21 protein-coding genes are annotated in these 20,182 nt (G+C 58.8%); 10 read left to right on the forward strand and 11 right to left on the reverse strand.

The window, feature by feature from the left end:
* Positions 1-9: 9 nt before the first annotated feature.
* Together AWB64_RS04820 and AWB64_RS04825 are read right to left on the reverse strand one after the other, a co-directional pair.
* Entirely contained in the window at positions 10-597 is a 588-nt protein-coding gene (locus AWB64_RS04820; RefSeq protein ID WP_060817477.1) for an SIS domain-containing protein, read from the reverse strand.
* 169 nt (positions 598-766) lie between these two features.
* Entirely contained in the window at positions 767-1,195 is a 429-nt protein-coding gene (locus AWB64_RS04825) for a YraN family protein (RefSeq protein WP_060817478.1), read from the reverse strand.
* Between AWB64_RS04825 and rsmI the strand changes: the two genes are divergently transcribed.
* A complete protein-coding gene (gene rsmI, locus AWB64_RS04830) occupies positions 1,194-2,093 on the forward strand; it encodes a 16S rRNA (cytidine(1402)-2'-O)-methyltransferase (RefSeq protein WP_060817479.1) in 900 nt (299 codons plus the stop codon). The two genes, AWB64_RS04825 and rsmI, sit on opposite strands and share 2 nt — an antisense overlap.
* Positions 2,094-2,171: 78 nt before the next feature.
* Here rsmI and AWB64_RS04835 read toward each other — a convergent pair whose 3' ends face one another.
* Positions 2,172-2,801, reverse strand: a complete 630-nt coding sequence (locus AWB64_RS04835; RefSeq protein WP_060817480.1) for a septal ring lytic transglycosylase RlpA family protein — start codon at positions 2,799-2,801, stop codon at positions 2,172-2,174.
* Positions 2,802-3,474: 673 nt separating this feature from the next.
* Here AWB64_RS04835 and AWB64_RS04840 point away from each other — a divergent pair.
* The 3 genes from AWB64_RS04840 to AWB64_RS04850 all read left to right on the forward strand — a co-directional run bounded on the left by AWB64_RS04840 (position 3,475) and on the right by AWB64_RS04850 (position 5,319).
* Positions 3,475-4,119 carry an MBL fold metallo-hydrolase gene (locus AWB64_RS04840; protein WP_060817481.1) on the forward strand — a complete coding sequence of 215 codons (645 nt, stop codon included), beginning with the start codon at positions 3,475-3,477 and terminating at the stop codon, positions 4,117-4,119.
* Positions 4,116-4,766 (forward strand): 3'-5' exonuclease family protein, encoded by a 651-nt coding sequence (locus AWB64_RS04845; protein ID WP_060817482.1) that lies wholly within the window; start codon positions 4,116-4,118, stop codon positions 4,764-4,766. The genes AWB64_RS04840 and AWB64_RS04845 overlap by 4 nt, the downstream gene beginning before the upstream one ends.
* Before the next feature lie 94 nt (positions 4,767-4,860).
* Positions 4,861-5,319 carry an Lrp/AsnC family transcriptional regulator gene (locus tag AWB64_RS04850; protein WP_031357026.1) on the forward strand — a complete coding sequence of 153 codons (459 nt, stop codon included), beginning with the start codon at positions 4,861-4,863 and terminating at the stop codon, positions 5,317-5,319.
* 67 nt (positions 5,320-5,386) lie between these two features.
* Here AWB64_RS04850 and AWB64_RS04855 read toward each other — a convergent pair whose 3' ends face one another.
* The 3 genes from AWB64_RS04855 to AWB64_RS04865 form a co-directional block, all read right to left on the reverse strand.
* On the reverse strand, positions 5,387-6,580 hold the full coding sequence (locus tag AWB64_RS04855) for a cation diffusion facilitator family transporter (RefSeq protein WP_060817483.1): 1,194 nt from the start codon (positions 6,578-6,580) through the stop codon (positions 5,387-5,389).
* 215 nt (positions 6,581-6,795) lie between these two features.
* The gene (locus tag AWB64_RS04860; protein WP_060817484.1) at positions 6,796-7,101 is read right to left on the reverse strand and encodes an H-NS histone family protein; all 306 of its coding nucleotides are present in this window, start codon (positions 7,099-7,101) and stop codon (positions 6,796-6,798) included.
* Positions 7,102-7,475: 374 nt separating this feature from the next.
* Positions 7,476-8,141 (reverse strand): HugZ family pyridoxamine 5'-phosphate oxidase, encoded by a 666-nt coding sequence (locus AWB64_RS04865; protein WP_060817485.1) that lies wholly within the window; start codon positions 8,139-8,141, stop codon positions 7,476-7,478.
* Positions 8,142-8,321: 180 nt separating this feature from the next.
* Between AWB64_RS04865 and AWB64_RS04870 the strand changes: the two genes are divergently transcribed.
* On the forward strand, positions 8,322-9,545 hold the full coding sequence (locus AWB64_RS04870) for an MFS transporter (protein ID WP_060817486.1): 1,224 nt from the start codon (positions 8,322-8,324) through the stop codon (positions 9,543-9,545).
* A gap of 101 nt (positions 9,546-9,646) precedes the next feature.
* Here AWB64_RS04870 and AWB64_RS04875 read toward each other — a convergent pair whose 3' ends face one another.
* Positions 9,647-10,792, reverse strand: coding sequence for a branched-chain amino acid ABC transporter substrate-binding protein (locus AWB64_RS04875; protein ID WP_060817487.1), 1,146 nt, complete (start codon positions 10,790-10,792; stop codon positions 9,647-9,649).
* Between the two features lie 612 nt (positions 10,793-11,404).
* On the opposite strand from AWB64_RS04875, the gene AWB64_RS04880 reads away from it, so the two are divergent.
* Positions 11,405-12,100, forward strand: a complete 696-nt coding sequence (locus tag AWB64_RS04880) for a dienelactone hydrolase family protein (protein WP_060817488.1) — start codon at positions 11,405-11,407, stop codon at positions 12,098-12,100.
* Positions 12,101-12,171: 71 nt separating this feature from the next.
* The gene (locus tag AWB64_RS04885; RefSeq protein ID WP_060817489.1) at positions 12,172-13,644 is read left to right on the forward strand and encodes an amidase; all 1,473 of its coding nucleotides are present in this window, start codon (positions 12,172-12,174) and stop codon (positions 13,642-13,644) included.
* On the opposite strand, the gene AWB64_RS04890 is transcribed toward AWB64_RS04885, so the two are convergent.
* From AWB64_RS04890 to AWB64_RS04905, 4 genes are all read right to left on the reverse strand, one after another.
* The gene (locus tag AWB64_RS04890) at positions 13,610-14,761 is read right to left on the reverse strand and encodes an SAM-dependent methyltransferase (RefSeq protein WP_060817490.1); all 1,152 of its coding nucleotides are present in this window, start codon (positions 14,759-14,761) and stop codon (positions 13,610-13,612) included. The two genes, AWB64_RS04885 and AWB64_RS04890, sit on opposite strands and share 35 nt — an antisense overlap.
* 23 nt (positions 14,762-14,784) lie before the next feature.
* Positions 14,785-15,567, reverse strand: a complete 783-nt coding sequence (locus AWB64_RS04895; protein WP_060817491.1) for a DUF1295 domain-containing protein — start codon at positions 15,565-15,567, stop codon at positions 14,785-14,787.
* Positions 15,568-15,863: 296 nt separating this feature from the next.
* The gene (locus AWB64_RS04900; protein WP_047895389.1) at positions 15,864-16,049 is read right to left on the reverse strand and encodes a hypothetical protein; all 186 of its coding nucleotides are present in this window, start codon (positions 16,047-16,049) and stop codon (positions 15,864-15,866) included.
* A gap of 235 nt (positions 16,050-16,284) precedes the next feature.
* The gene (locus tag AWB64_RS04905) at positions 16,285-17,520 is read right to left on the reverse strand and encodes an MFS transporter (protein WP_060817769.1); all 1,236 of its coding nucleotides are present in this window, start codon (positions 17,518-17,520) and stop codon (positions 16,285-16,287) included.
* A gap of 340 nt (positions 17,521-17,860) precedes the next feature.
* On the opposite strand from AWB64_RS04905, the gene AWB64_RS04910 reads away from it, so the two are divergent.
* The 3 genes from AWB64_RS04910 (at position 17,861) to AWB64_RS04920 (ending at position 20,148) form a co-directional block, all read left to right on the forward strand.
* Complete coding sequence (locus AWB64_RS04910; RefSeq protein WP_060817770.1) at positions 17,861-18,073, forward strand: hypothetical protein; 213 nt, start codon at positions 17,861-17,863, stop codon at positions 18,071-18,073.
* Between the two features lie 86 nt (positions 18,074-18,159).
* The gene (locus AWB64_RS04915; RefSeq protein WP_060817492.1) at positions 18,160-19,251 is read left to right on the forward strand and encodes a serine/threonine protein kinase; all 1,092 of its coding nucleotides are present in this window, start codon (positions 18,160-18,162) and stop codon (positions 19,249-19,251) included.
* A gap of 171 nt (positions 19,252-19,422) precedes the next feature.
* Positions 19,423-20,148 carry a PepSY-associated TM helix domain-containing protein gene (locus tag AWB64_RS04920; RefSeq protein WP_060817493.1) on the forward strand — a complete coding sequence of 242 codons (726 nt, stop codon included), beginning with the start codon at positions 19,423-19,425 and terminating at the stop codon, positions 20,146-20,148.
* Positions 20,149-20,182: the final 34 nt, after the last annotated feature.

Raw genomic sequence — 20,182 nt, forward strand, 5'->3', positions numbered from 1 at the left:
CCCTTGAGATCATTCGTCGCCCAACAGCATCGCGTCGATGCCATCGCACAGGCAATGAATGGTTAACAGATGGACTTCCTGGATTCGCGCCGCCCGCTCGGACGGCACGCAGATTTGGATGTCGGTATCGGCGAGCACTTCGCTGATCACGCCGCCGCCGCCGCCAGTCAGCGCAATGACGAACATCTCGCGCTCATGCGCTTCCTGGATTGCGGCCAGCAAGTTGACCGAGTTGCCCGAAGTCGAGATGACAACCAGCACGTCACCCGCCTGGCCAAGCGCCCGCACTTGCTTCGAGTAGATCTCTTCAAACGCGGAACTGTTCCCGATGGCCGTCAGCGTCAGCGCGTTTGCGTCGAGCGAAATGGCGGGCAAACCCGGCCGCTCGCGCTCGAAATGACCAACAAGCGTGGCGGCGAGCCGCTGCGCGTTGGCCGCCGAGCCGCCGTTACCACACGCGAGAATGCGCGAACCATTGGCAAGGGCGCCGAACAACACGTCGATGGCAGCGGCAATGGGGAACGCAAGCGTGTCGATTGCTTCGCGCTGGACGGCCGCGTTTTCGCGGAAATGCTGCTGGATACGTTCGACAGACATCGACTCTCGGTTATCGGCCGCAACTAAGCGCGGTGGTTCAGTGATGGATTGCTTCAGCGATTTGCGAGCCCTGTGTCCCAGCGCCTCTTTGCGCCAATCCACCATTGCCCCAAGCTCCGCGCAGTTTACCGCACTCGTTGTCCGCATCATCTAAAGATGTAAGCAGGCTTCACCAGCAGTCGGCACGAAAAGCATCGCGTAACCAGACTATCCGGCCCGCGTCGAAGGCAATGACATCAAAGCGGCACGCGGGCAGCGCACCTCGCCACGTCATCAGATAATGCTGCGCGGCAAGCACGAGCCGCCGCTGCTTATGCGCACCGATACTCGCCGCCGCAGCAGCAAACTGGCGGCTTCGCCGCGCGCGCACTTCCACGAATACGAGCGCCCGCGTGCTGCCGATCTCGCGCATCACAAGGTCGATCTCGCCACCGCGACACACGAAGTTGCGCGCGACAAAGCGCAGCCGCTGGCGTTGCAGATATTCCAGCGCGCGCTGCTCGAACGCGTCTCCGACTGTTTTCGACATTCCGCCCCCAAAAAAGTTGTCTCGCGGCGCATGGCACAATGACGCTCTTCGCCTGCCACCCGCCCTCATGACTCCACTCTCCGAACTGGCTCATGGCCAGCAGTTTCCGGCTGGCGCGCTCTATATTGTCGCGACGCCTATCGGCAATGTCGCGGACATCACGGTGCGCGCGCTGCACGTGCTTGGGCTGGTCGACCGGGTGGCCGCGGAAGACACGCGCAATACGTCGCAACTGCTTTCGCGCTACGGCATTTCGAAGCCGACAATCGCTGTACACGAACACAACGAACGCACTGCCGCCGAGCATGTGATCGCGCATCTGCGTAACGGCGAACGCATTGCATGTGTCTCCGATGCCGGAACGCCAGGCATATCGGATCCAGGCGCAAAACTCGTCGACGCCGTGCGCGAAGCCGGTTTTCCGGTCATTCCGTTGCCGGGCGCAAGCGCGCTTACGACTGCGTTGAGCGTAGCCGGCGCGTGGGTTCACACGTTTTCGTTCATCGGCTTCCTTGCAACCAAGACCCGCCAGCGCGACACGCAGTTGCAGTCGTTGCTCACGCACGCGTCCGCACTCGTCTTCTACGAGGCGCCGCATCGGATAGTGGAAACGGTGCAGGCCCTTGAACGCGCGTTCGGTGGCCACCGGAAGTTGCTGATTGCCCGTGAGCTGACCAAGTTACATGAGAGCGTCCATCAATGCACCCTGGCCGAAGGGCCAACGTGGTTAGCCGCCGATGCCAACCGGCAACGCGGTGAATTCGTATTGGTGGTGGAAGGCGCGCCGCACCAGGAAGCCGCCGAGAACGCGCACGATGCGTTGCTCGAGACTTTGCTGGAAGAACTATCGGTAAGTAGCGCAGCGCGGCTGGCGGCCACGTTGACGGGCACATCGCGCAACGTGCTGTACACGCGCGCGCTCGCCATGGATAAGGCACGCAACCGCGAGAAAGATGAACGCGAATAACGCTTCTGAGGGTGGTGAAATAAAAAAACGGGCCGTGGAAACGGCCCGTTTTGGGTTCTGCTCAAAGCATAACGCTGCTTAATCAGTCGTCGAAATGGACGCGAGCGATTGTTCGCGTGCCAACCGCGCTTCCTGCTGCGTCAAGCCTTCGATCTTCACTTTTCCAACACCGGAACTGCGCATGCCGAGAGCAGCGGCAGCGGCATAGGACAGATCAATCACGCGGTTGCCCACGTACGGACCACGGTCGTTGATCTTGACGACCACCGACTTTTGATTGCTTTCATTCGTCACACGAACCCATGACGCGAGCGGCAAGGTGCGATGCGCCGCGGTCATTGCGTGCATGTCATAACGTTCGCCGCTGGCGGTCTTGCGGCCATGAAAGCCACGGCCGTACCAGGACGCGCGGCCCTGCTGCTCGAATTCACCGATGTTCGGACCCGCGGTAATCGGCTCCGCGTTGGCAAGCGTCGATGCATCTGACGACTTGCTGGTCGCCGAAGGAACCGAGTTCAGTTGGGAATCGTAAGCAAGGGGTGCCGAGACGCGAGCGGAGCTGAACTTCGGAGTTGCCGTGCTGCTGGCGACCTGCGCTCCGGTTTTCAGGGCGCTGGCCTGGTCAACACCGGTAGGTGGCATCGCGCAACCCGTCAGGATTGCTGCGACAAAAAGACTCCCGAGATGCCGAGTGAGTCGTAAATTCATAGACGTGTAATCAACGGTTCGAGCCGCCCTTCCATCCGACAATTTTCGGACAGCACTAGGCGGCTCAAGGCTTTCCACGCGACAGCAAACATCGCTCGCAAATTCGAACGACGTGCTTATCCACGGGAACGGCGTACCTCGCCGCAAATGCCCGGTTATTTTTCACGTCTGGCGCAACCTGTCCCCGGCAGCCTGACCAGACCCCACATGCCGCCATCGAACGTGACAAACACGCTCTTGCGCGATGAACTGCACAGGAACGGCGGCGTAGGCCCCATCCAGCATTACGGCAGCTATGGCCGTTGGCGGGTACATCGCACCCGGCTGGACAAGACGTGTGCGTCGAACGGATCGACGCTTGATTGCGATTTCAAAGCAGATGCTTCGAACTGCGTACTTGATGGCAGTTGTAAAAAACGCTGGTGGCGCTTCTTAGCTGCCCATTGATGGCATGCTCAAACCATGCACAACTAAGCGGATTATACCCAGAGACGACTGCGGGTCCTCTGTTTGCGCACAATTTGTTACTTATTCTCTCGAAAAACGTAAAAATTACGTAATTTGCCCGTTTTTTAGGCAACATCTTATCCTTTCGGCTAGCGCAAAGTGCGGCGGCGCAGCCCCGGTTTGCGCCCGTTACAATGAACGTTTTACACGCGCACGGTCGCCACCTATGAAGGTCACCCTGATTCCCGTGACACCGTTTCAGCAAAACTGCTCCATTGTTGTGTGCGAGGCAACCCGGCGCGCGGCGATCGTGGATCCGGGCGGTGATATTGATCAAATCATTGAGGCGGTCGCCACGCTTAATGTGACCGTGGAGAAGGTGCTGCTTACCCACGGCCATCTCGATCATTGCGGAGGTGCGAAGGCAATTGCCGATCACTTTGGCGTCGGAATTCATGGACCTCACAAGGAAGATGCTTTTCTGATCGACCAGTTGCCCGAGCAAACCAGACGTTTCGGCTTCGGTGAGGCACACGCGTTCACACCGGAACGTTGGCTGCAAGAAGGCGATTCGGTGCAGTTCGGCGAAGAGGTCATGGAGGTCTATCACTGTCCCGGCCACACTCCGGGCCATGTCGTGTTCTTCAGTCGAGCGAACCGGCTTGCGCTGGTAGGCGATGTCCTCTTCGCGGGATCAATAGGGCGAACGGATTTTCCGCGTGGCAATCATGCGGACCTGGTGCGCTCGGTTCAGGAAAAACTCTGGCCGCTCGGCGACGACGTGACGTTCGTTCCGGGTCACGGTCCCACTTCAACCATTGGCCACGAACGCCGGACGAATCCTTATGTCGGCGACAGGAAAACCGCATGAATGCTGTGATCCCCGAAATCTATGTCAGCACAGACGTGGAAGCGGACGGACCTATCCCAGGGCCTCATTCCATGCTCAGTTTTGCATCGGCGGCTTATACGGAACACAAGGAACTGATCGGCACGTTTTCGGCCAATCTCGAAACGCTTGAGGGCGCCGCGCCGCACCCTGTTCAGGCCGCATGGTGGAAAACACAGCCTGAGGCGTGGGCCGCGTGCCGGACAGACTTGCAGCAACCGCTCGCGGCGATGCAGGCGTATGTGAAATGGGTCGAGGCGTTACCCGGCAAGCCTGTGTTCGTTGCTTACCCGGCGGGGTTCGACTTCACCTACATGTTTTGGTACATGATGCGCTTTGCTGAACGCTGCCCGTTTTCGTGGTCGGCGCTCGACATCAAGACGCTTGCTTTTGCGCTTACCGATCTTCCCTATCGGAAAGCCATCAAGCCGCGCTTGCCGAAGCACTGGTTCGACGATCTCCCTCACACCCACGTGGCGCTGGACGACGCTGTAGAACAAGGCGCACTTTTCTGCAACATGCTGGCTGAGTTGCGCGCGCAGCGAGCCACACGGGCATCGCTGAAAACCGCGGGCGAAACGTCCAGCAGCAACGACGACGAAGGACAAAACGCGCAGTCCGGGCAGTGAGTTAGGGAATATTGCTCACGACTGGCGTTTGAGATTGCGCATCCTTTCTGCCGCCTCTACTATTGGAGTTGGTAACGGCCGAAAGGAGGCGCAGTTGACTCTCGATACGTTCTCACAAAAAATCCTGCGTCTCCTGCAATTGGACGCCCGCCGTTCGGTTCAAGAAATATCCGACCAAGTGGGGCTGTCCAGCACACCTTGCTGGCGGCGCATCAAGGATATGGAGCAATCGGGCGTGATTCAGCGCTATACGGCGCTGCTGGATCGAGAGAAGCTTGGTCTGCACGTCTGCGCGCTCGCGCATATCCATCTGACACGTCATACCGAGGGCGGCGTCGAGCAATTCGAACGCGAAATCACTACGTGCCCCGAAGTAACCGAGTGCTACAGCACCACAGGCGAAGCCGATTACATTCTGAAAATCGTCGCGCCGGACATCAAGTCGTATGACGCATTTCTGCATGATCGCATTTTCAAGATTCCAGCCGTAGCGCAAGTACGGACCAGCGTGGTACTGCGTGAAATCAAATTCGACACCCAATTGCCGCTCTGAATCTGTAGTCGCGCATCGCACCGGTACTCACGGCCACGCTCGGCCGGCAGGAGGCATGGGCAACGCGTCAATCGGCCCGAAAGTCGGCCGCATGCGCCTTCTCGGGCGCCGATAGCTCTGGCTGCAAACTCTTCGCAAGGCGAATTCGGCGTGCGCCAAGTTTTTGCTTGAGTGCGTTGAAATCGACTTGCCTGAGTTTCGTGAGTTGGTCGTTGCTCAAATTGGCGGGAAGCAGCACATCGATTTCAAATCCGCTGCTCAGATAATGCAGATCCAGATGATCGAAACCAATCTCCTGCGCGCTCAGTGCCACGCGCACGGCGCCGGTCGCCGCCAAACGCGTTGGCAATCGCGATGAGACCGGGCTAATGTCGTCGTTTTCCGGATCCACGTGAATCAGCGCGTCGACCACGCGATTACTCATCAATAAGCTCGCACGCGCGGATTCCGCAATGTAGTGGCCCTCCGAGACCGAAATCAGCGGATCGACCAGAATATGGGCATCGACAATAGCGAGGTCACCCATTTTTCGTGTGCGCAATTCGTGCACGTCGCGCACACCCGGGGTTTCCATTAACAATGTACGCAATTTCGCTGTTTCAGCCTGATCCAAAGCGCGATCGGACAAATCCTGCAACGCGTCCCATCCGAAAGTCCAACCCATTCGGGCCACCATAAATCCCACGATTGCCGCCGCGATCGGATCAAGCAGGCGCCAACCCGCCATGCTGCCGATAATCCCGATTGCCACGACCAGCGAAGACGCCGCGTCCGAACGCGCGTGCCACGCATTTGCAATTAGCATGGCGGATCGGACACGCTCGGCCGCGCGCAACATATAACGAAATAAAGCTTCTTTGGAAACAAGAACGATGACCGCGACAACCAGTGCGCTTACATGGACTTCGGGAATGTCTTGAAGATTGGTGATACGTTCGCCCGCCCGCCATAACATGCCGATCCCGACCGCGATTAACAACGCGCCGAGAAATAATGAAGCAACTGTTTCATAACGGCTGTGACCGTAGTTATGATCCTGATCGGGCGCCGCCGCACTCTTTTTGTTAGCCAGAAGGACAACGAAATCGGACACCAAATCGGCCAGCGAATGAACACCGTCGGCAATAAGCGCCCGTGAATGCGCGAATACGCCTACGACAATCTGCGCAGCCATCAACACGCTATTCAGCGCGATGCTGGTGAAAGTGGTTTTACGCGCCACCTCCTGCCGGTCGGCGGTGCGTGCTGTCGATAGAGACATTTCATTGCTCAAAGTCCTGGCATGAGTAATCTTACCAAGATGTCCCTTCAACAGGCGGTCTCGCCGCAATAAAATCCTTTTAAATCATCGATTTAAAAGAAACGGGACGCGTTCTCACTCAAACTCGAAGCACTCGCTCGACGCTTTCATTAGCAGATCAGATACAAAAAAAGCCGCACTGCTTTACGCATGCGGCTTTTTTAATATGGAAAGACTTATTTCTGGATCAAGAAGTTGTCGCGCTCTTGCCCGGCAATCCACTTTGGCGGCTTGCCACGGCCCGACCAAGTGCTGCCGCTGTCCGGATCACGATACTTCGGCGCCACGCCTGCACGAGGACGTGCAGCGTTTTTCAGATTCTTACCGCCGCGACCGCCCGCCAGTTCGGCAAGCGTAATTCCGTAGTCGGTCATTTTCTGCTTGATTTCATTGAGAACTTCAGCATATTCCCGCGACTTCGCTTCTTCGATTTGTCGTTCGAGATTCTCGCGCTGTGCGAGAAGTTCCTTGTAAGACGGCATGGTGTTTTCCTTTGGTTTGCAGTGTACGAGTCAAGCGCCCGCTTGGGATATATTGTAAAGCCTCTCAATAGAACGCAGATTAACACAACCACGGCTTTATGCGCGTTTCAACACATTCGATTTAAATCAGTTCAGCCGAACGGGCGTGCGTAACATTTGGTGCGATTCTTTAAATGGTGCAAAGTCTTCCATTCATCCTACTTACATCTTTGAATGAATCCGGAAAATCTTTCACAAAATGAGAATACTGTTAAAATGTGTCGCCTCGAACTTCCATTTGATGAAAGGTTTCGCAGAAAACCCTTCACAGCGCGCTCACATTTTGTAATCACGCGACATAAATGCACATGAATGTTGTTCGGCCCTTCAGACAATCACCTATGCCGTTCAATACAATCAATTAGCGCTGCGTTCAATTCGGCTTGCGTCTCTTTCGGTTTATCGAAGGTGAAACGATTGCGCACTCCTGAGCTTCTGAGGTCACAACCGTATTTGTCGACTCCAAGTAGTTCAAGTTCCTGCGGTCTTTCAGATGAATCGGAAAATAATGCCAGCAATTCCGATTCACTTTGTTCCGATAATGGCTCAAGCTCGTCAAGCACGCTTCCATCCAGCCAGCCCATCGCGCCAAAGCCACCTATATAACGCATGCGCTCAATAGACAGCACCCAGAAAGTGAAGTCACCGAGTTCGAGGTATCGGGCGGCATCGGGGTGATATTGCAGATAACGCTGCGACAATCGAGTCACGGAATCGGCGGGTGCGGGAGAAAACGAACCGAGCATGGTAAGACGCTGGCCTTCGAGAACCGCATTGGAGGATGAATGCGCGATCAGGAAACCGGCCCGCGCGTCGGACTGCAGATTTCGCGTGTGTTCGGCCAGATGGCTGATCAAAACCATGGGCACGTGTCCGGGCGTGGGCGCAAACGGTAATGCCGTGGGATACGGATAGCCATGCGGCTCGCGGGAATGCGTGGCAAGCGTGCCATTGGGCGCTTGATGCAGGAGGTGCAACGGCGCGTGCGACGGGATATTCAAGGCGAACCTCACAACAGAGCAACGGAGCTAAAGATGGCGGACCTACCTCTGGAATCTTAGTGCAGCAGACATGCAGGGCGCGGAACCGTTCTATAGAATCGAAATCTTCGCCGGGCGAAAACCGCATCCATACGCTTTGACCCGGCTTTCAAAACGAAAAATAACGAGAGAGCAATTTCAGTGTCCGAATCAGTTTGCAGCGCCAATGCAACCGGCCGGGACGCCGTGCAAGCCGTGCATCGGCGGCTGCCGGTCGCAAAGCGCGAGCGCGCCCGATACGCCACCATGGCCGTGTTTTTTATCGCGGGGATGTTATACGCGTCGTGGGGCGTTCATGTTCCCACCGTGCGCGACAAGTTTCACCTGAGCCCAGGCGCGCTGTCCATCGCGTTGCTGGCGGTTGCGGCCGGTTCGATCATCGCAATGCTCACCAACGGGCCGTGGATCAGCCGCGTGGGCACGCGCCGCGCGTGTCTTGCGGGCGGGATCGGCATGACGGTGTTCGGGTCGCTGATTCTCTTGGCGCCGTCTTACTGGCTTCTCGTTCTCGTGCTGGCGCTGTTTGGCTTCAGCATGGCCACGCTCGACGTCGCCATGAACGCCGAAGCGAGCGCGGTCGAGGAGGCGCTGGAGCGCCCGATCATGTCGTCGCTGCACGGCATGTTCAGCGTTGGCGGTATGGCGGGCGCTGCTGTCGGCGGCGCGATGCTTGCGCACGGCCTGCCGCCGGTTGCGCATCTCGCTCTCGCGTGCGCGGTGAGCCTGGTTGTGCTGCTTGTGTCGATGCCCAATGTGCTACCGCATGTTCCCCACGCCGCCAGCGCACATGGCGGATCGTCGTCGAATCGATGGCGCTCGCGGGCCTTGTGGGCGCTCGGCGCTCTGGCGTTGATTGCGTTGATTGCCGAAGGCGCGATGTACGACTGGGCGACCGTGTATATGCGCGACGTCGTGCTGGCAACGCCGGCGCTTTCGAGCGCGGCGTACGCAGCCTTTACAGGCGGCATGGCGGCAGGACGTTTCGGCGGCGACGCCGTGCGCGCCCGCTTCGGCGCGCCGCAATTGATATTTGCGAGCGCGGCGCTGGCGTTCATCGGCATGGTGGCGGCGCTCGTCGTACCGAGTGCGCTGGTCACAATGGCCGGCTTCACCCTGATGGGCTTGGGACTCGCCAATATGATGCCGGTTCTGTTCGCAGCAGCGGCGCGCGTGGATGGCGTAAGCCCGGCTGAGGGGCTGGCGCAGGTCGCCGGGCTGGCTTACTTCGGCTTGCTGTTCGGGCCGGTGCTGATCGGCGGCGTGGCGCAAATCAGCACCTTGCCGATCGGGTTGTCGGTGGTCGCCGCGTGCGCGGCGCTGATCGCGCTCGTGGGGCCAAGGATAATGAAGCAGCTCAAGCTATAAAAAAAACGCGCTGACCTTGCGATCAGAGCGTTTTCAGCATCTGCGAACTTCGACGGCGGCGCGATCAACAGATCGAAAAATCGAACACGCCGCCCGCCAGATTACATCTTGACCACGTCCAGCAGCGTCTTCTTGCCTGCCTTGTAGTCGTACAGCGAGATCACGCCGTGCTTCAGGTCGCCCTTCGAGTCGAAGGTCGTTTCGCCTATCACGCCCTTGTAATCCGTATTCGGCATTGCCGCAACGATCTTCGCCGGATCGGTCGAGTTGGCGCGCTTCATTGCATCGACAATGATGTACACCGCGTCATACGTGAACGGCGCGTAGATCTGGATCGGCGCGCCAAAACGCTTCTGGAACTTGGCCGCGAACGCCGGGCCGCCTTCCATCTTCTCGAGCGCCATGCCGGCTTCCGAGCAGACTACGTTGTCAGCCGCGTCGCCTGCCAGGTCGGCCAGCTTTTCCGTACATACGCCGTCACCCGCCAGAACCTTCGCGCGCAGGCCGAGTTGCTTGGCTTGCTTCGCGAACGGGCCGCCGGTTGCGTCCATGCCGCCGTACATCACCGCGTCAGGATTCTCACCCTTGATCTTCGTCAAGATGGCGCGGAAGTCGACAGCCTTGTCGTTGGTCGCGTCGTGCGACATCACGTTCAGGCCGAGCGACTTGGCGGTCTTTTCAAATTCGTTCGCGAGACCCTGGCCATAAGCCGTCGAGTCGTCGACAATCGCCACGCTCTTCATCTTCATCGTCTTCGCGGCGAAGTTGGCGAGCGCCGGACCTTGCTGGGCGTCGGTCGCAACCACGCGATACGTGGTCTTGAAACCTTGCTGCGTGTAGGTCGGGTTGGTAGCCGACGGCGAGATCTGGACAATGCCCGCGTCGCTATAGATCTTCGACGCCGGGATACTCGTGCCGGAGTTCAAGTGACCGACCACGCCAACGACCTTGTCGTCGACCAGCTTCTGGGCAACTTGCGTTGCCGTGCGCGGGTCGCCCGCGTCATCTTGCGGATCGAGTTGAAGCGTGATCTTCTGGCCGCCGATCGTCAGACCCTTGGCATTGATTTCTTCAACTGCGAGGCGCGCGCCGTTTTCGTTGTCCTTGCCCAGGTGAGCAATACCGCCGGTCAGCGGTGCAACGTGGCCGATCTTGACGACCTCGTCAGCCGTAGCGGATGTTGCCATCGAGGCGAACAGCAGCGCTGCGGCGCTGATCGGCAACAGTTTGTGAAGCTTGGTGTTCATGTAAGTCTCCAGTTTCGGTCCCAAAAACAACGGTGTCGCCCTGTGCCCCGCCTTTCATCACGGTGGTTCAGCCCCGTGGACGACCACGCCGGATGCATCGTCATGCACTTGGCAAGTCCTTCAGCCAGCCGTTTTTGACAGCCGTCATCCGTACTGCGCGCAAGTGTAGGGTTGTCAAATTAATTTGGGGAAGTTTTTTAGGATAGTGGTGTTGCTACTAATAAGAGAATAGTTGAGAAGCGACTGGAAATGTGCTGGTGCAGTGCGCAAACGTCCTGTTCATGCGGTTCTTCAGAGAGCGGGCGGTTTGCCGGGTTGACCCGGGCGCGGGCGCCGGCTGGTTTTATCGGATAGTGCCGATAATATCCGCCTATATGAATCGTATCGATTCGGGCACTTAAAAGAACATTAACTCTAGAGCGTTCCAAACCGCAGCCCGGTCAAGCCAATTTCTCGGGTCGATTCCTACAGACGCGTTACAGGGCGGCCCTCCGCGAGCAAGCCACATGGAATGGTGGCACACTGCCATGCTGCGTTTTTCGCTCGTTTTCCGGCTTGGTTTTCGCCGCCTACTACGCTTGACTATTCAGGCATCCAGTCAGGAGCTTCACTATGACCGTCTCATCCCGATGGATCGACATCCCCGCCAATGGCGACAGCTTCCAGGGCTATCTCGCGTTGCCCAAGGCAGGCAAAGGCCCGGGCGTGGTGATCATCCAGGAAATCTTCGGCGTGAATTCGCATATCCGCGCCGTGGCCGACCAGTACGCCGCCGATGGCTACGTGGCGCTTGCCCCGGACATTTTCTGGCGCATCCAGCCGCGCGTGGAGCTCGGCTATGACGGCGCGGATCGCGACAAGGCCATGGAACTGCTCGGCAAGTTCGACCTCAATCTGGCAGTCGCCGACGTCAGCGCCGCCGCCGATGCATTGCGCGCCCTGCCGGAAGTGACCGGCAAGGTCGCGGCCGTGGGCTTTTGCCTGGGCGGGCGCCTTGCGTATTTATCGGCGGCGAAGGGTTCGTTCGATATCGCCGTGGCCTACTACGGCGGCGGCATTCACACGCAACTCGACCAGGCCGATAACGTCAAGGCGCCGATCCAGTTCCACTACGGCGAACTCGACGCGCACATTCCCGCCGACGCAGTCGACGCCGTGAAGCAGCGCTTCGCCGGCAAGGACGCGCAGGTCTTCACGTATCCGGGCGCGGATCACGGCTTCAACTGCACGGATCGCGCGTCGTACAATCAGAAGGCAGCGGCGCTTGCGCACGGCCGCACGCTGACGTTCCTCGGCGAGCATTCGTAACACGGCGCGAGTGGCGCCCTGGGACTGCACGGCCGCCTGACGAAGACGGAACAAAAATACAAGGGGAAACCGTGCAGTCCGAGTATCTCGACTATGACGCCATCGGCCTGGCGGAGCTTGTGCACACGGGCCAGGTCAGCGCGCGCGAACTGATCGATACCGCCATCGCGCGCGCGGAAGCCGTCAATCCGGCAATCAACGCCATCGTGCTGAAGGATTATCAGGCGGCCCGCAATCGCGCGAGCCGCTCAGTGCGCGACGGCGCCAACTCGTTCGGCGACGGTCCGCTCGCGGGCGTTCCCTACCTCATCAAGGATCTTGGCGCGCCGGTCGCGGGCTTGCGCATGTCCATGGGCAGCCGCCATTTCCAGCACTACATTCCGCGGGAAGATTCGCCCATCGTCGCGCGGTCGAAAGCCGCCGGACTCAATATCTTCGGCAAGACGAACACGCCGGAAATTGGCCAGATGCCGTACACAGAACCCGATCTGTTCGGCCCGGCGCGCAACCCTTGGGGACTCGACTACACGCCGGGCGGTTCCAGCGGCGGCGCGGCGGCGGCCGTGGCGGGCGGTGTCGTGCCGCTCGCTCATGCAGCCGATGGCGGCGGCTCGATCCGCATTCCGGCGTCGTGTTGTGGTTTGTTCGGCTTCAAGCCGTCCAACGATGTCCAGCCGCAACCGCTGCCGGCGCCCGGAGTTCTATCGGTGGATCATGCCGTGTCGCGCAGTGTGCGCGATAGCGCGATGCTGCTCGACCTCACGTCCTCAGGACATGCCGGCGCGTTTTCCCGTGCGCTCAGCGAGCCGTTCACGCCTTTGCGCATTGGCTACATGGCTGAGCCGCAACTGGCGGCGGGGTTATCGGCGGACGTAAAAGCCGCGCTCGACGATGCCGGCAAGCTCGCCGAATCGCTGGGTCATCACGTTGAACCGGCGTCGTTCGGGCTTGATTTCGATGCCATCGCGCACGCGTTCCTGGTGATGTGGTCGGTGCTGGCCGAAGAAATCGTGCTGCAAGCCGACAAGATCAGCGGTCAGAAACCGAAGCGCGGCGAGTTCGAGATTGCGTCGTGGGCAATGGCGCATATTGGCCGCTCGATTGGCGAGAAGGATCTGCCCGCAGCGCTCGAGTTGCAGCGTCAGGTCACGGCGAAGATGGACGCGCTGATGACGCGCTACGACGTGCTGCTCACGCCCACGCTCGCCGCCGCGCCGTTCAAGATCGGCGCGAAGCAGCCAACGCAATTCGAGCGTTTTCAGATGGGCCTGTTGACGGCGGTTCCGGTGGAATCGTTACTGCGGAGAATGTTGGCGGTATCGGCAAAGAAGGCGTTCGACTGGGCCGGCTGCACCGAGCTTTTCAACTTTACCGGCCAGCCCGCGATGTCCGTGCCGCTGTACTGGAACGCGCGCGGCTTGCCAATTGGCGTGCAGTTCGCCGGGCGGCGCAACGGGGACGCCGCGTTGTTCACGCTGGCCGCGCAACTGGAAGCGGCGCGGCCGTGGTTCAACAAGCGGCCGACGCTGATCGCCGCGCGTTGACTTGCTCCATGCTTCGCCGGGTAAACCGATAATGCGCGATGCCCCATTCATTGCCCTTCGCATAGCCAAACAACTCGGCCACGGCCATATAAAACATGCGCCAGCGCTGGAACCACACCGGCGCATTGGCCGCGCCGTACGTCTGAACCAGCAGCGGCATCAGCTCGTCGCGCGCCGCATCGAGATTCTCGAGCCAGTGATTCGCGGTCCTCTCGTAATGCATGCCGCTCACCCACCATTGCCGGTCGATCGTCAGATCATCCTGAAAATGCAGCAACAAGGATTCCGATGGCATGGTTCCGCCGGTGAAAAAGTACTTCGACATCCAGTCGCTGCCGTCCTTCACCTCGAAGTGATAAGCCAGCGTCCGATGCGCGAACACATGCACGAAAAGCTTGGCATCTTCGCGCATCCAGCCCGAAATCTTGCTCAGCAATAACCGGTAGTTCTTCATGTGCTCGAACATCTCGATCGACAGCACACGATCAAAACCCTCGCCGAGCAATCCCGGCTCAAACTCATAATCAACGATATTGCCCGTCACCACATTCAAGTTCGCCAGGCCGCGCTCGGCCGCCGCCGCTTGAATGAACTCGCGTTGCCCCTGTGAATTCGACAGCGCGACAATCTTCGAGCGCGGATACTTTTCGGCCAGCCACAATGAAAGCGATCCCCAGCCGCAACCCAGGTCGAGAATGCGCTGGCCATCGTAGAGTTGAGCGCGCACGGCGTATTCTTCGAGCATCGCGGTTTCGGCTTGATCGAGCGTTTCCGAACCCGTTCTGTATAGACAGCATGAATACTTCAAATGCTCACCCAGATGAGCGTGAAAAAAACCGGCCGGCACTTCGTAATGCTGTGAATTGGCGGCCTGCGTTTCTATCGCGATGGGGCTTGCGCGCAATTCATCGATTAAACGATTAAAACGCCTGGAACGCGCTTCGCCATCGTTTATGCCTTCATCGCGCAGACGCTGTTTCATTAGCCGGCGCATTCCCAGGCGCACCAAGGCATCTGGAATCCGGCCGCGTTCGCACCAGTCGATCAGCCAGCTATCCGCAGGCGCTTTTTGTTCTTGCGGCTGTGGCATGGCCGCTTGGGATGACAGGTCGCTCATTGAATACTCCTGGCTATTATTGTTTATGGCTGACGCGGCGGCCACGGAATCAATGCGCTGGTCGTACGCATGTAATCGGCATATCCCGCGCGCTTTTTAGCCGACTCCGCTTCCACCATAGGCACGCCCGACACTTTCATCAAGAGCCACGCCATCAATACGGGCGGCAAAAGCATCGCGAATATCCATGGTCCACTACCGGCGGCGAGCGGAATGTACGCCACCCAATGCACGCATTCAAAGAAGTAATTTGGATGACGCGAATATCTCCATAAACCCGCTCGACATACCTCGCCGTGATTGGACGGATCGGCCTTGAATATCCGCAATTGATGATCGGCCAGCGCTTCGCCCGCAATCGATACAACCCAGATCAATACCGCCAATGCAACCCATATGCCGCTTGGCGGCGTCAAGCGATAAGCCGGGACGAAAAACGCGATGGAAAGCAGCATCGAAATGACGACTTGCAACTGGAAGAACCAGAACATTTTCTTGTTGGCGTCGGCTCCCCATTGCACGCGAAACTTGTGATAACGCGGGTCTTCGTCGTGGCCGGCATTGCGTTTCCATAAATGAACGCCAAGCCGCATGCCCCACACAAGCCCGCCAATTCCCACGATAACTCGCGTATCCGGATCGCCCCGAGCGAATACGGCGATGAACACCGCGAGCAGGCCGAGCGACATGGCCCAGATGGGATCGATCATCCCGGCATTCTTCGATTTGACCTGCCACGCCCAGACCGCTGAAAAAATGGCGATCAGCGCAACAAATGCAATCACGGCAACAGTGAGCAGTGGCATGGAATCCTCGATGTCCTTTTATCTTTGAAACCGAATTGGCATCGACTGGGACAGTGACTGGCTCTATTTACGCGCGTCGTGAACGGACGGATGCGCAAAGGCATTCAAGAGGGCGTATCAACGGTCAGCGTTCCAGGCAGATACGAGGAACGTGAGCATGGGACATTCCCGAATGAGTTAGACGGGAAGTTAAGCAGGAACACAGGAACGACGCTTTTAAAGCGTCGAATTCCTGTCCAGCGTGCACGGCCAATCGATTGATTTCGATTTACCGCGCGATTTGAAATTTCGGGCGTCTACACAAGCGCCGGTAATCCCTCGACCAACAAAAACGCGACAAGCACGCCGAGCAGCGCGCCAAATACGCGCAATGTGTTTTTGCGGAACTGCGTGGCGCAAGGAACTGCTCCAAGAAAGAGAATCCCCGCGAGCGCCATCGGGATGATCAGAATGAAGTCGCCGATCGTGAAGTAGGTGGTCATACTCGTCTCCCATCGTCCGTGCTCAGCGTCCACCTGAATGCGTGGAACGTCGCACGTTCAACTTGAGTATAGGCCGCGCTTTTCGCTTTAAACATGCTGCATTGCGCAACAGCGGCGCGCCGATAATCGCTCGCCTTACCTGACGGGGCCTGGCGCAACGATCTTTTAAGCAGATACGGAAAAACCCTTGTATGAAGATATTTACGAATAACTTTCGATACCTTCACGCGTGAATTTAAATGATTGTCCGCCGTTCTTGTCGACGCAAATATTCCGCGCCGCCCAAACCGATAACCAGCAATACAAAGACAAGACCTATCACGCCGCGCCAGCCCTCGATGGTCCAGAAATAGCCGCCCCACGAACCAAGCACACTTGAGCCAATGTAATAGGCCAGCAAATACAGTGCGGCGGCCTGCCCTTTCGCACCTTTTGCGAGCAGGCCAACCCAGCCGCTTGCAACCGCGTGGCCGGCGAAGAATCCGAAGGTCATGCACGCAATTCCCACGATCACCATGGGCAACGATGTCGACAATGTCATCGCCACGCCCGCGATCATCAAGGCGAGCGCCGCTATCAGCACGCGGCCGCGTCCGAAGACATCGGCCATTTTTCCGGACCACGGCGACGCCACCACGCCCGTGAGGTACACCACGAAGATCGCGCCGATTTCCGTCTGGCTCAAGTTGAACGGCGCGGCAATCAGCCGATACCCCACGTAGTTATAGAGGGTGACGAAGCTGCCCATCAGCACGAAACCCATCAGGAACAGGAACGGCAGGCCGCGATTTTTAAGATGCCCGGACAATGCCGTCCGATGATGCGCGAAACCCATTCCCGCGCGCGGCACGAAGCGCCGCGACGGCGGCAACAGCGCGCGAAATGCGAGCGTGGCGAGCAGCCCCAACACTCCGATCCCGCCAATCGCCACCCGCCAGGAGAAGAAGTCCGCAAGAATCCCGCTGATCACGCGCCCCGACATTCCGCCTATGGCCGTCCCGCCGACATAAAGCCCCATCGCGAGGCCAAGGCCATCGGGATGCACTTCCTCCGCGAGGTACGCCATGGCGACCGCCGGCACGCCGCCGAGCGCCAGCCCTTCGAGCGCGCGCACGACCAGCAGACCGTGCCAGCTCGGCAAGAACGCCGCGATGATCGTCAGGAGCGACGCCGCGGTCAGGGACAACGTCATCAATTTGTGCCGGCTCCATCCTTCGGAAACGAAGCCCGCTACGAAGATCGCAATCGCAAGCATGGCAGTTGCCACGGATACCGACAGCGCGCTCTGCGCCGGACTGACGCCGAACGTTTTGGTGAACTCGGGAAGGAGCGGCTGCACACAGTAAAGCAGCGAGAAGGTGGCGTAGCCTGCAAACAGCAACGCAATCGAAGCGTGCCAGTAAGCGCGCGATCCGCGTTCCAGATAAGGCGCGGGATCGATGGAATGCCTGGGCGCCGGCGATGAAGTCACGAATGGATTTCCAGTAGCGAAACGCGCAACGATACCGGGAACAATCGCATTTTGCCGAAGTGCGGCCCAAATGCTTTCAAGCAACTTTCGATGATCCGTTGCATTGCATTTGCGTCGTTTAGAAACGACGGGTGATTCAACTCAACCTCATCGATGCGCTAAAGTAGAGCAACCATTGAGCCGAAATCATTGGAATACGCCGCAATTCATAAGGCATCTGCAGGGTTCACGCGCGGCATTGCAGTCTCGTGCACAGGCCTTAAATCCTGTGCTTCATCCAGAACCGACCGGCACGCATCACATCACGCACGTTTCTGCCGGCACATTTCGGGGAGTCATCATGCAAATCGGTTCAATCGTTCGCTCCGTCCATATCGCCGTGCCGCAAGGCGCACGCGGCATTGTCATGCGGATTCTTGGCGACATGGCCATGGTCGCCTGGTATGCCGACGAGCCCGGCACGTCCGAGCTGCTCAATACGGAACCGTTCTTCCTCGAAGATCTCATCGATACCGGCGAACACGTCCGACCCACCAACGCGCTCATGCATTGAGCGCGTTCCCGAAGCCGATATGAAATAACGCGAATTAAGCGCGCATCGCTCATGCTTCTCCCGGCGATGCGCGTCACAATGCTGGAATGAACCCGAACCATTCCGATGCATCGCGTACGCCAGACGAGAACGCCAACTCCGCTGACGGCCGCTCAAATCCACCCGCCCCGGACGGTCGCTCAAATCCACCCGCCCCGCCCTTCGCCGATCTCACGCCCGAGCGCGTGCTCGATGCGCTCGACAGCGTCCTGATGCCCCTTGGCGAGCGCACGGATGGTGGCATGCTCGCCCTCAACAGTTACGAAAACCGCGTGTATCAGGTCGGCATGGAAGACGGGCCGCCGATGGTCGCGAAGTTTTATCGGCCGAATCGATGGTCGGACAACGCCATTCTCGAAGAGCACGCATTCGTGTCCACGCTCTACGAACGCGAAATTCCAGCCGTGCCGGCACGCGTGATAAACGGCGCGACGCTTCATGGCTTCGAGGGGTATCGGTTCTCCATTTTCGAGCGGCGTGGCGGGCGTGCGCCGGATATCGACCGGCCGGAAACGCTGGAATGGCTGGGACGGTTTATCGGGCGGATTCACGCGGTCGGACAGATCGAGCCGTACGTTGAACGGCCTTCGCTCGATATCCAGACCTTCGGCTATGAGCCGCGCGACTTCCTGCTCGCGCACGAGTTTGTGCCGGCGGATGTTCGCGAAGCCTATGAAACCGTGGTGAAGATGGCGCTGGAAGGCGTTGAGCGCTGCTACGAGCGTGCCGGCGATATCAAAAACATCCGGCTTCACGGCGACTGTCATCCAAGCAATGTGCTATGGACCGACGCGGGGCCGCATTTTGTGGATTTCGACGATAGCCGCATGGCGCCCGCCATTCAGGATTTGTGGCTGCTGCTTCCGGGCGAACGCGCGGAGGCATCGCGGGCGCTCGGCGACTTGCTGGCCGGCTACGAGGATTTCTGCGAGTTCGAGCCGCGCGAACTGCATCTGGTCGAGGCGCTGCGCACGTTGCGGCTGATCCATTACGCCGCGTGGCTCGCGCGTCGGTGGAACGACCCCGCTTTTCCGGCAGCATTTCCCTGGTTCAACACGCAACGGTATTGGGAAGACCGGATTCTGGAATTGCGCGAGCAGGTTGGCGCAATGGACGAAGGCCCGCTTTGGCCCGTGTAATCCTCCGTATCTAAAACGGCGCGGCTCTCCTTACAAAATCGTTGAAGAATTCGTTTCGTCGTGTAATGATAACAATTCTCATTTGAGAATTAATTTATCGATGCGTGTCCCTGCGCGTTGGTAACCGCGAAACATCCGAAACTTCCCCTGATTGCACGACTGGAGAGACGCGTGAACGCGCCCGACACCCTTGAACCCGCGTCCAACGCAATCACAATGCAATATGCGCCGCACAGCGGCAGGCTCATTGACGACGCCGAGCAAATATCCCGCAAGCAGCGCTCACGCCGCGCCACGTTTATCAAATGGCTGCGCAAGGTGCACGGCTGGGTGGGTTTGTGGGGCGCGGTGCTTGGGTTGCTGTTCGGCTCGACAGGCTTCCTGCTTAATCATCGTGCGGGGCCGCTGAGGATTTCGAGCGGCGAACCGCAGGTCTCGCAAATGCAACTGGCTTTGCCACCACAAGGCCTCAAGTCCCCGATGGAACTCGGCAAATGGCTCAAGAAAGAACTCAAGATCGACGGCAATCTTGGCCGCGCAAAACGCGAACCGGCGCATGCGGTGGGCTGGGGCGACCAGAAAACCATGCAGCCTGAGCAGTGGACGGTGGCGGTGGCGTCGCCGGGCGGGTCGGTATCGGCGGAATACTGGGTGGGGAATGGGCTTGTATCGGTGAAGAAAACCGAGAACAGCTTTCTCTCGACCATGAGCAATCTGCATAAAGGCGTGGGATTGAGCGTGGGATGGGTGCTGCTGATCGACACGCTCGCGGGAAGCATCATTTTGCTTTCGCTGACGGGCGTGTTGCTGTGGACCGAGTTGAACAAACGCAAGACCGTGGGCGCGGTGATCGTAGGCGCGTCGATTGTTGCTTTGGTCTGGATGGCGTTGATGTAACGTCCTGTGTTGCTTGATTCCAGGTAGAGCCCCG

It is taken from the genome of Caballeronia sordidicola (genome assembly GCF_001544455.2).
GTDB classification, from domain to species: Bacteria; Pseudomonadota; Gammaproteobacteria; order Burkholderiales; family Burkholderiaceae; genus Caballeronia; species Caballeronia sordidicola.

What these genes read in the sequence shown, in the direction of transcription:
- AWB64_RS04880 (WP_060817488.1), top strand. Translation starts at nt 11,405, where the DNA reads ATGACCGTCTCATCCCGATGGATCGACATCCCCGCCAATGGCGACAGC.
- AWB64_RS04820 (WP_060817477.1), bottom strand. Translation starts at nt 597, where the DNA reads ATGTCTGTCGAACGTATCCAGCAGCATTTCCGCGAAAACGCGGCCGTC.
- AWB64_RS04840 (WP_060817481.1), top strand. Translation starts at nt 3,475, where the DNA reads ATGAAGGTCACCCTGATTCCCGTGACACCGTTTCAGCAAAACTGCTCC.
- AWB64_RS04910 (WP_060817770.1), top strand. Translation starts at nt 17,861, where the DNA reads ATGCAAATCGGTTCAATCGTTCGCTCCGTCCATATCGCCGTGCCGCAA.
- rsmI (WP_060817479.1), top strand. Translation starts at nt 1,194, where the DNA reads ATGACTCCACTCTCCGAACTGGCTCATGGCCAGCAGTTTCCGGCTGGC.
- AWB64_RS04825 (WP_060817478.1), bottom strand. Translation starts at nt 1,195, where the DNA reads ATGAGGGCGGGTGGCAGGCGAAGAGCGTCATTGTGCCATGCGCCGCGA.
- AWB64_RS04900 (WP_047895389.1), bottom strand. Translation starts at nt 16,049, where the DNA reads ATGACCACCTACTTCACGATCGGCGACTTCATTCTGATCATCCCGATG.
- AWB64_RS04875 (WP_060817487.1), bottom strand. Translation starts at nt 10,792, where the DNA reads ATGAACACCAAGCTTCACAAACTGTTGCCGATCAGCGCCGCAGCGCTG.
- AWB64_RS04845 (WP_060817482.1), top strand. Translation starts at nt 4,116, where the DNA reads ATGAATGCTGTGATCCCCGAAATCTATGTCAGCACAGACGTGGAAGCG.
- AWB64_RS04915 (WP_060817492.1), top strand. Translation starts at nt 18,160, where the DNA reads ATGAACCCGAACCATTCCGATGCATCGCGTACGCCAGACGAGAACGCC.
- AWB64_RS04895 (WP_060817491.1), bottom strand. Translation starts at nt 15,567, where the DNA reads ATGCCACTGCTCACTGTTGCCGTGATTGCATTTGTTGCGCTGATCGCC.
- AWB64_RS04855 (WP_060817483.1), bottom strand. Translation starts at nt 6,580, where the DNA reads ATGTCTCTATCGACAGCACGCACCGCCGACCGGCAGGAGGTGGCGCGT.
- AWB64_RS04835 (WP_060817480.1), bottom strand. Translation starts at nt 2,801, where the DNA reads ATGAATTTACGACTCACTCGGCATCTCGGGAGTCTTTTTGTCGCAGCA.
- AWB64_RS04890 (WP_060817490.1), bottom strand. Translation starts at nt 14,761, where the DNA reads ATGAGCGACCTGTCATCCCAAGCGGCCATGCCACAGCCGCAAGAACAA.
- AWB64_RS04860 (WP_060817484.1), bottom strand. Translation starts at nt 7,101, where the DNA reads ATGCCGTCTTACAAGGAACTTCTCGCACAGCGCGAGAATCTCGAACGA.